The 11,708-nt window shown below is 41.6% G+C and carries 6 protein-coding genes, 1 tRNA gene and 1 pseudogene; 6 read left to right on the plus strand and 2 right to left on the minus strand.

Features of this window, described 5'->3' with window-relative positions; translation table 11 throughout:
* Nucleotides 1-161 precede the first annotated feature (161 nt).
* A complete protein-coding gene (gene pflB, locus KHO06_RS06075; protein WP_212582240.1) occupies nucleotides 162-2,459 on the minus strand; it encodes a formate C-acetyltransferase in 2,298 nt (765 codons plus the stop codon).
* 809 nt (nucleotides 2,460-3,268) lie between these two features.
* Between pflB and KHO06_RS06080 the strand changes: the two genes are divergently transcribed.
* The 5 genes from KHO06_RS06080 (at nucleotide 3,269) to KHO06_RS06100 (ending at nucleotide 8,601) form a co-directional block, all read left to right on the plus strand.
* Nucleotides 3,269-4,081 (plus strand): winged helix-turn-helix domain-containing protein, encoded by an 813-nt coding sequence (locus tag KHO06_RS06080; RefSeq protein ID WP_212582241.1) that lies wholly within the window; start codon nucleotides 3,269-3,271, stop codon nucleotides 4,079-4,081.
* Nucleotides 4,071-4,589 carry a hypothetical protein gene (locus KHO06_RS06085; protein WP_212582242.1) on the plus strand — a complete coding sequence of 173 codons (519 nt, stop codon included), beginning with the start codon at nucleotides 4,071-4,073 and terminating at the stop codon, nucleotides 4,587-4,589. Before KHO06_RS06080 ends, KHO06_RS06085 begins: the two co-directional genes overlap by 11 nt.
* A gap of 103 nt (nucleotides 4,590-4,692) precedes the next feature.
* Entirely contained in the window at nucleotides 4,693-6,180 is a 1,488-nt protein-coding gene (sph, locus tag KHO06_RS06090) for a sphingomyelin phosphodiesterase (protein WP_244858382.1), read from the plus strand.
* 629 nt (nucleotides 6,181-6,809) lie between these two features.
* Nucleotides 6,810-8,141 (plus strand): hypothetical protein, encoded by a 1,332-nt coding sequence (locus KHO06_RS06095; protein WP_045457981.1) that lies wholly within the window; start codon nucleotides 6,810-6,812, stop codon nucleotides 8,139-8,141.
* A gap of 19 nt (nucleotides 8,142-8,160) precedes the next feature.
* A complete protein-coding gene (locus tag KHO06_RS06100; protein WP_038889848.1) occupies nucleotides 8,161-8,601 on the plus strand; it encodes a hypothetical protein in 441 nt (146 codons plus the stop codon).
* A gap of 176 nt (nucleotides 8,602-8,777) precedes the next feature.
* Here KHO06_RS06100 and KHO06_RS06105 read toward each other — a convergent pair.
* Nucleotides 8,778-8,853 (minus strand) — tRNA-Asn (locus KHO06_RS06105).
* 559 nt (nucleotides 8,854-9,412) lie between these two features.
* Here KHO06_RS06105 and uvrB point away from each other — a divergent pair.
* Nucleotides 9,413-11,442: pseudogene (uvrB, locus tag KHO06_RS06110) on the plus strand (excinuclease ABC subunit UvrB).
* Nucleotides 11,443-11,708: the final 266 nt, after the last annotated feature.

The following is an 11,708-nucleotide window of genomic DNA, read 5'->3' on the forward strand; positions in this document are numbered from 1 at the left end:
TGAATGGTTGTTAACAAAGAAAAACGCAATTACCGCCACTGATTTAACGCACGCGTTGTTGATGGTTTTGGTATCACTTCGTATGGTTCGCCAGAAACGACAAAAGCTCATACCCCTAATGAGTTAGAGGGATGAGCTTCGATTACTTTATAATCTCGCGATTACAGTTTTTCTGTGAAAGTTCGGCTGATCACGTCTTGTTGTTGCTCTCGAGTTAGCGAGTTAAAACGTACCGCGTAGCCGGACACTCGAATCGTCAACTGAGGGTATTTCTCTGGATGTTCAACCGCATCCAATAACATCTCTCGGTTCAGAACGTTGACGTTAAGGTGTTGGCCACCTTCAATCGCGACACCCTCGTTGCTTGCTTCGTGATGGAAGTAACCATCCATTAGCGCGGCAAGGTTTTTCTTCTGACTTAATTCATCTTTACCTAGTGCGTTAGGCACAATTGAGAAGGTGTAAGAAATACCATCTTTTGCGTAAGCAAACGGCAGTTTAGATACCGATGCCAAAGACGCAACCGCACCTTTTTCATCACGACCGTGCATTGGGTTTGCACCTGGGCCAAAAGGCATACCTGCGCGACGGCCATCTGGTGTATTACCTGTTTTTTTGCCGTAAACCACGTTAGATGTGATCGTTAGTATTGATTGAGTTGGCACAGCTTCGCGGTAGGTGTGCATCTTCTGAATTTTCTTCATGAAGCGTTCAACCAGATCACAAGCGATGTCATCGACACGAGCATCGTTGTTACCAAATTTTGGATAATCACCTTCGATTTCAAAATCAACGGCGATGCCATCTTCATCACGAACAGGTTTCACGGTCGCGTATTTAATTGCCGCCAAAGAGTCAGCGACAACAGACAGACCTGCAATACCACACGCCATAGTGCGGTGCACGTCGCGATCCATCAATGCCATCAGTGATGCTTCGTAGCTGTAACGGTCATGCGAGTAATGGATGATGTTCAACGCTGTCACGTATTGGGTTGCTAGCCATTCCAACATGTTGTCGAAGCGTGGCATCAAAGCGTCAAAGTCGAGAATTTCATCTTGAACTTTGTCCACTACCGGACCCACTTGCGCTTTCGATTTTTCGTCGATACCACCATTGATAGTGTAAAGCAGCGCTTTTGCAAGGTTGGCACGTGCACCAAAGAACTGCATATGCTGACCAACAATCTGTGGGCTCACACAACATGCAATCGCGTAGTCGTCATTGTCGAAATCAGGACGCATTAGATCGTCGTTTTCGTATTGAACAGAAGAGGTATCAATTGACACTTTTGCCGCGTATTGCTTGAACGCTTCTGGCAATTGCTCTGACCAAAGAATCGTCATGTTTGGCTCAGGTGCTGGGCCCATAGTATGTAGTGTATGTAAGTATCGGAATGTCGTTTTAGATACTAGTGTACGGCCATCAACACCCATACCTGCCATTGCTTCTGTTGCCCAGATAGGGTCGCCAGAGAACAATGAATCGTACTCTGGTGTACGAAGGAAGCGAACCATGCGCAGTTTCATGATGAAGTGGTCGATCATCTCTTGCGCTTGTGATTCATCAATCAAGCCATTTGCGATATCACGTTCTAGGTAAACATCTAGGAAAGTCGATGTACGACCCAATGACATTGCTGCGCCATTTTGTGATTTAACTGCGGCCAAGTAACCAAAGTAGGTAAATTGAATCGCTTCTTGCGCTGTTTTTGCAGGTAGCGACATATCAATGCCGTATTTCAAACCCATTTGACGAATGTCTTCAAGTGCTTGAACTTGGTCTGCAATTTCTTCGCGTAGACGAAGCGTTTTCTCAAGATCGCCACCGCGCTCTAGGAAAGTTTGTGTCGAGTTGTATTGCTCTTTTTTGTCCGCTTTTAAGAAGTCGATACCGTAAAGAGCGATACGACGGTAGTCACCAATGATACGACCACGGCCATAGGCATCAGGGAGACCAGTGATGATGCCTGATTTACGACACGCTAAGATTTCTTTGGTGTAAAGATCGAAACACGCTTTGTTGTGAGTTTTACGGTATTCGGTGAAGATCTTTTCGACTGCTGGATCCAATTCGCGGCCATAAACTTCGCACGAGTTTTTCACCATGCGAATACCACCATTAGCGATGATTGCACGTTTTAGAGGCTGATCGGTTTGTAAGCCAACGATCTTTTCCAGATCTTTGTTGATGTAACCCGCATCGTGAGAAGTAATCGTTGATGGCAGATCGGTATCGAAATCAACAGGCGCGTGTGTGCGGCTTTCTTGCTTAATGCCTTCAAGCACTTGGTTCCATAATGCTGAAGTGGATGCGCTAACCTCGGCTAAGAAGGACTCGTCTCCCTCATAGGGTGTGTAGTTTTTTTGGATGAAGTCACGAGTGTTGACAGAGTTTTGCCATTCACCAGCAGTGAATCCAGCCCATGCGTCTAGCATATCAGTCGTCGGAATAGTCATTAGTAAATCCCTAAATTATTGATAAATAGAATGGAGGCGACGAGTAGGACGGAACCATTCTTAACCCTGTCAATCGTATGGATTTACAGTTTATGAGTAAAATGAATGCTTTTCATTTTCTTGATGACTATTGTGCATTAATTTTAAATTCAACTGGTTATGCGCATTGAAACAACATCAAATGGTTTTGTTTGAACGTGCCTTGTACAGATATTGACAATTTTAACGTTGGTAATGGTGGGCCTGAGTTCGTAATTACTGGTAGTAGCGACGGATAAGAGAAGTACCAAGGTTTTGGACTTTTGATAGTTGTAAAAATTATTGGGTTAAGGGTGGGGTATTTGAGTACAGAAAATATGCAACCTGAACCTTGGTTGATGGAAAAATAGTCTATTATAGGGTTGGGAAAACCATATTTATATGAACCGATATTAATATTTTTGTGTGTATTTGCATTTGTGAATAAATTTTCAGTTTTATTTTAAATTATACGTTTTACTTAATTTACTTTCATATTTACTAATTACCTATTCCGTTATTGGGTTGGTTTCTTCTCTTTTTTTTTGTGAATTATCTGTCAATTCAAATAAGTTAGCCGTTTAGTTTTTTTTATTTTATAGCTATGTGCTTGTTATGTATACTTATTGTGTGAGCAATGTCGCTTATTTGCTAAATAAAAATAACAATATTATTATTTCCAAACTCATTTGGTTTAAATGTGTTCGTGGCACTGGAGTATTATTTTATTTAAGACTTTATTACCCATGAAAAATATATAGGTATAAAAATTGTGGTTTAAAGGTTGATTCATGTACAAAATTAAAAACTGGTTAATACATTCTGACCATCCACTCGTTACTAATTTAATCACAAATGAAGAGAAACGTATTGGTTACCACGACCATCTGGTCATTTTGATGCTTTGTGAGAATGCTGGAAAAATAAACACGAAAGAAGAGCTATTAAAAGGCGCTTGGCCAGGAAAGCATGTCTCTGAGGGTTCACTGACTCAATCTATTAGTGCGATACGTACCTTAATTGAAGATGACGGTAAAGCTCAAAAGCATCTTAAGACCGTCGCTAAGGTTGGATATAAACTAGAAAGTGATGCGGTTTCATGGCAAGGGGAAGAACAAGATGGATTGATGAATCAGGATAATTCTTTGGTTGAAGAGTCTGATTCAGAAGATAGCGTGTTGGTGTCCACCGTTGTTGACAGACTTCGACTTAAACTGAGTCGTAATCACATGTACATCGCCGCTGGCTGCTTGTTTGTGTCTATTGCGGTGATTTTTCCGTTTGTGTTTACCGAAAAGAACTCAAGGTTAGGCGGTTGGTTACCGTTAACAAAAATATTCTCCACTCAACACATCACCGTTTATTGTGATGATGAAGAAGAAGCCAAGGCCGTTGCTAAAGGCGTAGCGCCTTTGGTTAGAGAGAAGGTTGCGCAAGGTAAGTTAGATCGACTTGTCCTCGCTCATTCAGATGAAACATTATCCATTGTGATACTCAAGCCACTTTCACCTCCTATCAACCTTGTTGTTATGTTTGACTCTCCCCAATCAAGTGAGAGTCTGGTCGATATGATTCAGGTAGAATTAAACGATTATGTATATTAAAAATAAAAGTGTTTATTTTCTTTTCTTCGCACTGTGCTTAATGCTGGCTTCCATTGTGCTTAGTCTTCAAACACAAAATAATGTTCTTGTTAGTGCCACCACTCTTTATATGTCCATGGATGGCGAATCTCTTGCAAAAGAACATATGGAAGTTGTCATTAGCGACAACAAATTTGAAGCGGTAACCGTCATTAAAGAAGCTGGATTAGACAAGCCTCTCGATATTTTTACGAAAGGTGAGTTTCATAATAAAGATGCGGGGTTGTTCAATGTAAGTATAAGTGAAGAGTATATAAGTAATATTGAATTAAGCACTCGAGATAACGAAGTGTTACTTTATAATAAATACCTTGACGCAAGACGAAAATTATCTTTCTTTAAATCTGTCCAGGTCGTGGAGAAACTACCACACAACTATAAGCTCATAATCTCTAATAGCCCTGTGAAAAAGATGATTGCGATAAAGATGGGAAGGCAAGAAGAAGTCAAATTTTATAATAGCTACTGATTCTTTTAATAGTATTTTGAGATTAATTTCAGATATATTTTACTATTGATAATTGGGTCATTATGGAACTATGCCTCTGTAATTTATTAAGAGGCAACGTATCATGATTAGATATATTTTACCCATAATTTATTTGCTGATCAGTCTGGCTGTAGAGGCAGATGAGATTAGTGCTCCACCAAAAATAATGAGCTACAACGTTTATATGCTTGACCACCGCCTTGGCATTTTCGTTGGTGGAACAAACCCAAATAAGCGAGCGGAGTTATTATCGAACTCACCGGTTTTTGACGATATTGATGTGCTCGTATTTAACGAGGTGTTTGATAATCAAGCAAGCACAATACTGATTGATGCACTAGCTCAGAAGTTTGGGTATAGGACTCCTGTCCTTGGCCGTACTAAAAGCGGTTGGGACCATACCGAAGGCTGGCGCTCGACTTCTCTCGATGATGGCGGTGTGATTGTACTCAGTAAGTATCCTATTGAGTACAAGTCGCAAGTTATCTTTAGAGAGGGGTGTGGCGCTGATTGGGCGTCTCAAAAAGGTTTTATTCATGCGGTCATTAACAAAAACGGAGAGCGATACAATATTGTTGGCACGCATGTGCAAGCGGATGACAACACCTGCAGCATTCCTCCTTCTGTTGTTCGACAAGACCAGTTCGCACAAATAGAGAACTATATTTCAGGTGCAAATCGTTCATTTGACGAAATGTTTTTTATTGCCGGTGATTTAAATGTAGCGAAGGACTCACAAGAGTTTCCTACAATGATTGAGACTTTAAATGTTTCAGAGCCGACTAATTATGTTGGTGCGCCTTACTCCTGGGACCCAGCAACTAATGGCTTAGCACACGCGAATTATGCAGATTTAAAAGGCCAACTGCTTGACTATGTCTTTGTCGAGCGAAGCCATAAGCAACCCAAAAATTGGCACAACCAAGTCTTGGATGTCGTTTCAAAGAGAGTGGAGTTACCTGGTACACAGGAGCCGTATTACTTTTACGAGTATTCCGACCACTTCCCCGTTGCCGCGTTCGAGTACGCGGATGAAAGCACGCCAACCCAAAGCGCTCGTCCCCAAAATAAACCCTATAATGCCATTCGTCTAAAGCATCAATTGACGGGGCAATATGTTTACGCCGATGCAAATGTCTCGAATGGTTATCTTACTTACGGTCACGATGGCAGCGTGCCGAATGCAGAGTTTAAATTAGATAATTGGTATCCTTACAACGGCACGTGTATTCACGACCATGACTACGTACAAATTTCACGAAGAGATGATTATAAAGACTACTACTGGACTTATAGTGGTAGTAAGTATTATACCGAAGATCGCGACTCTTCTGACTTTATGAAAATCAGCCGCCAAGTGGAGTCAGATGACTGTATCCAGAGTGGTGATGTCGTCTATATTTATGATCATGCACATCTGCTATGGGCTTCAGCGAATGAATATCTTGAGCCTAGCGACTCGTACATTAAAGCAACCAAGGAACTGCCAGTTGGTGATAATGGGCTATTTATTGTTGAAATGGACGACTTTAAATTTTCTGATTGGAAACCGACGCTAACTTACAAGTAAACGTCGTCTAATTGTTATTTGAAATAAAGTATTCTTCAGGACGATTAATCTGTTGTTTGAAGCCTGATAGTTAAACATTTTCAAAGTAAAAGCCACAGTTTGTGGCTTTTTGTTTATATAAATAATTTATTAAACCATTAAGTTGTTTAGTTAATCGATTACTGTGATTTTTAGCCAAAGGTATAGGAAACCTTAAGCTGGGAATGAGTGATTAAAAGTTAGAGCGGTTTGTTGCTCTGTAAGGTGTGGAATTATGAACTTTGACGGATATTTTGAAAAAATAAAAAATCAAATAAAGAAAGTTGAATCACTTGAAGAGCTACTTATATGGCGAAAAAGGACGAATATCGGTCACTCCGGGCTTTCATTTAGAACTAAACGAGGACGACTAACTTCCCATAGCTACCGAAGAGTTAAGGAGGAAAAATCTAAATCTTTTTAGGTTTTTATATCAAATTCTCAGTTTGTTGATGCTTGTTAAATACTTATTAATACGTTCATAGCTACTCAGGAAAAATCAAAAATAGAATTGATGCTTTTATTACCAATTATTTGTGAATAGATTATTTTTACTCGTTAAATTAGTGAGGTATCGACATTGGTGCAAACACGATTAAAAGGAACAAGTGATGAAAATAAAAAGTTTCAGCCTGAGCTTGATAACAGTCTCTATGTTATCGGGTTACGCTCATGCATCTCCTATCCCAGGAATTGATGATGCTTACTTTAAGGGAGCTGATGAATATGTTGCTTACGACGATCCGGCGACAGCATGTGACATATTCAATGCCAAAGTAGCGTACATTAACAATCATTTAGAGCAGCAGGGATTACCGGGGAAAATTGCGAATCTTTGTCAGCATGCAAGAATAGAAGATGGTCAAATTGAAGAGCAATTTATCATCACTTCTCAGAATGGCGCGTATCACTATGGCAAGGAAGACTATAAAATTCGCGAACAGATTGATGTCGCTCGAACTATTGATCTGTTGATGTTTTCTCAGTCAAACAAGACGAACTATATCATGGCGGTTGATGGCAGCATGAATGTGACTCGCCAAACCCTTGCTGACGGTGGCTACTACTTTGAATGGGTAGATGAAGAAGTTGCTCCGCACTTTTGGTACGGAGAAGGCTACATGGGGCAGATGTTCCATGGAAACTCTCAATTTAACTTCATGTCTGGCGAAAATGCTTATAGATTCGCTCGTAAAAAAGCAGTTAATGAAGCGCCAAATGATGTTGAAGAGCAATCAAGGCTAACTTGGAAGTATTTGGCTGAAGAGTGTGAAAACGATAGAGGTAACGACTACTGTCTTCCTCAGAACCGTTATGGAAATCTGTTTGTGAATCAGCAAAGCTTTCCAAGCTCGAGTAATGTGAATAAAGAGATTTCTCTCGCTGAGAGTACATCTTTTAGCTTTGATATTACGGGTTCTTTTGAAGCAAGCAAATCAGACGGCCCTTCTGCTGGTCTCGCTGTAGGTTTTGGCTTTAGTCAAACAAAAGAATCTAGTCAGACGCACAGTATGCTGAATTACACATCGGTTGATGAAGGTAATGATATTGGCCACTCAGTTGTTCAAACGATTAATACACGTGCGGTGGGAGAAGCTGGCTGGCGTGCAGATAATCCATCAAGTGAGTTTTGGCATGTAAAGAACGCTGCTGAAATTTGGGGTGAAGACCTTTACCGAGTTTACGACCTAAAGAGTTATGAGACGTGGCAGGAAAACTACACTTCTGATTGGAATACTTGCCAAGATCAAAAACTTGTCTTTGGTAACGCCGTCACCGTTTCGCGTGCTTACCTCAATACTTATGGCGACAACTGGACAATTAATGAGAACGAGTCGACGTTGTACCAAAGAGAATCTAACTACGGTATTACGATAGATACCGATTGTACTGTTGATGACAAGGGTCAAACCTTCCGCGTTATGAAAGAAACAATTCTTTAATTATTAGAGGGTAAAGAGAATGAATTTTGTTAAAAGTACTATTTTTACAAGTACACTGTTATTGTCTTTGGCTTCTCATGCTGCAAGCCTATCTACGATTGGAACCCAAGATAATGGTGTTTTCAATGAGATGAAGCAAATCCAACTTAAGTCTGCTAGAGAGCGAAGCTCTTCGAAGTCTGCGGATATCTTTTTCATTAATAGTAATGATATTCAAGTTGAAGATTTGACCAAAGAGCTGCTTAAAGATTTTAACTCTATCGTGATCGTTGGCGATTCTTTTAAAAACAAAGAGTTGATGATCAAGCTAGTTGGATTTGGTATCGAGAGGGAAGTGGTAGCGATTACTAATATCCACGACTCATCAAAGCGTCAGATCAATACCTACAGTAAAGGTGATGAAGCTGGTGATGATAAAGTTGCCGCAGTGCTAATGGATACGATCGCTCGTCGACTTTAATTGTAAATGAATTGACTCTATTTGGAGTTAACGCATTTTGACGAGTAACTGATAGCTTTAAAGCCTAACTAAGCCACGGATTTATCCGTGGCTTTTTTGATCAACATCTAGCGATGAACAAATCAAAAAATTAAAACGCAAAAAAGCCGCATCGAGTGATGCGGCTTTTCTAAATTTGGCTCCTCCTGCTGGGCTCGAACCAGCGACCTGCGGATTAACAGTCCGTCGCTCTACCAACTGAGCTAAGGAGGAATTGCTTTGCTTGAAAGCGGGTCGAATCTTACCGAGCAGCCCTAATTCTGTCAACACCCAAAAAACACATTTTTAGCAAAAAATCATGCATTTTATTCTTTACTTTTTTGTAGTCCTTGTCAGTAAAGGGCTAGAGTTACTTATCCACTAAAATTGTGGATAACTATGTTGATGAGATCTGAGTAAAGATCTTTTATATGCAACCGAATTGCTTTGGTTTGAGTTTTTAAGCAGAAATATGCAATGAATAATCAGATAAAACAGTAATTTATTTAAATTAACTCAGAATTGCGCAAAGTGGATAAGATTCAGCCTTTTGGGGATAAAGGATAATATTGGCTATTTTTGGGGAAAAGTTGTGGAAACTGAATTTAGATGATCTGGGAAGCTTCATCAAGTAGGGCGGAAGACTATAACAGAGTCACCAAACTAAGGCTAGACCAAAATAGAGAAAGCGCAAAAATTAATCGTAATGAGCTATAAATCTAAAATAGACGTAGATTTCATCTAATAAGGTGTATATATATACAGCCAAAGTGCAGGAAATTTGAGGAAGGGTATGAGTAAAGTTTATGAACTGGTCTCTGAATATCAACCATCCGGTGATCAGCCAACCGCCATCAAACAGTTATTAGAGGGTTTAGACTCAGGCCTTGCCCATCAGACTCTGTTGGGTGTAACGGGCTCGGGTAAAACATTCACACTGGCAAACGTAATTGCAGAAGCGCAGCGTCCGGCGATTCTTCTCGCGCCAAACAAAACACTTGCCGCGCAACTGTACGGTGAGATGAAAGCCTTCTTCCCAAATAATGCCGTTGAATACTTCGTTTCTTACTACGATTACTATCAACCCGAAGCTTATGTGCCAACGACGGATACCTTTATTGAAAAAGACGCGTCGGTGAATGCTCACATAGAGCAGATGCGTTTATCGGCAACAAAAGCATTATTGGAACGCAAAGATGCAATCATTGTTGCATCGGTTTCGGCCATTTATGGCTTGGGTGACCCAGAGTCGTACCTACAATGATGCTTCACTTGCGCCGCGGTGATGTGATTGATCAGCGCGACATGCTGCGTCGTCTTGCAGAACTTCAATATTCACGTAACGATGTTGCGTTTGAGCGTGGCCAGTTCCGCGTGCGTGGTGAAGTGATTGACATCTTCCCTGCGGAATCAGACCAAGACGCCGTGCGCGTAGAGATGTTTGACGATGAAGTCGACTGTATCAGCGTATTTGACCCATTGACTGGTGTGGTCAAACAGCGAGACCTGCCGCGTTATACGATTTACCCAAAGACGCACTATGTCACGCCACGTGAGCGTATTCTTGATGCCATTGAAAGCATTAAAGACGAGCTTGAAGTGCGTAAGAAGCAGCTGTTAGACAACAACAAACTCCTAGAAGAGCAACGTATCAGCCAGCGCACTCAATTTGACATTGAGATGATGAACGAGCTGGGTTTCTGTTCCGGTATCGAAAACTACTCTCGTTACTTAAGCGGACGAGCGGAGGGGGAGCCGCCACCAACGCTATTTGACTACTTACCTCACGATGGCTTGCTGATCATCGACGAATCACACGTTACCGTACCGCAAATTGGCGCGATGTATAAAGGTGACCGCTCACGTAAAGAGACGCTGGTGGAGTTTGGTTTCCGTTTGCCTTCTGCATTGGATAACCGCCCAATGAAGTTCGAAGAGTTCGAGGCGATTTCTCCACAGACAATATTTGTTTCTGCAACGCCGGGTAACTACGAACTTGAGAAGTCAGCCGATGAGATTGCGGACCAGGTTGTGCGTCCAACGGGTCTGCTCGATCCGGAATTAGAAGTTCGCCCAGTTGCTACTCAGGTTGATGATCTGTTATCTGAGATTCGAATTCGCGCAGCGCAAGACGAGCGTGTTCTTGTGACGACGCTAACCAAGCGTATGGCAGAAGACTTAACCGAATACCTGCACGAGCACGATGTGAAAGTTCGTTACCTTCACTCAGACATTGACACGGTTGAGCGTGTAGAAATCATTCGCGACCTTCGTTTGGGTGAATTTGATGTGTTGGTTGGGATCAACTTATTGCGAGAAGGTCTCGATATGCCGGAGGTGTCGCTGGTGGCAATCTTGGATGCAGATAAAGAAGGCTTCTTGCGTTCAGAGCGTTCATTGATTCAGACCATTGGTCGTGCGGCTCGTAACATCAAAGGTAAAGCGATTCTTTACGCAGATTCGATCACTAAGTCGATGAAGAAAGCGATGGACGAAACTGATCGTCGTCGAGAGAAGCAAAAAGCGTATAACGAACAGATGGGTATTGAGCCTCAAGCCTTGAAGCGAAATATTAAAGACATTATGGAGTTGGGGGATATCACCAAATCGAAGCGTCAGCGTAATACTAAGCAAGTACCGCTATCGAAAGTGGCAGAGCCTTCTCAGACTTACGAGATCATGTCTCCACAACAGCTGGAGAAGGAGATCAGTCGTTTGGAAGCGGCGATGTACCAACACGCTCAAGATCTTGAATTTGAATTGGCGGCTCAGAAACGTGACGAGATTGAAAAGCTGCGCGCTCAATTTATCGCGAACAGTTAATTCTTCTCTAACCGTAATTTCATTGCCACATCTAATGCCCGAGTGATTATGTCTACGACCATAGCTCGGGCATGTCCCGCGCCCAAATCTGCAGACAAAAAAGAAGCCAATAGGCAGTCGGATCTATTGGCTCGTTCTGTGAACATGTCGTTCACTAACAACGTCAGTTGGCTAGGTGACCCGAGGGGTCAAAAAGTATACAGCATGGTTTATGCCATAATTTAACCTGTTGATATTCGGTTTACTTTGTTTAGAATACCCACAGT

This window comes from Vibrio sp. B1FIG11 (genome assembly GCF_905175335.1).
Classification (GTDB): Bacteria; Pseudomonadota; Gammaproteobacteria; order Enterobacterales; family Vibrionaceae; genus Vibrio; species Vibrio campbellii.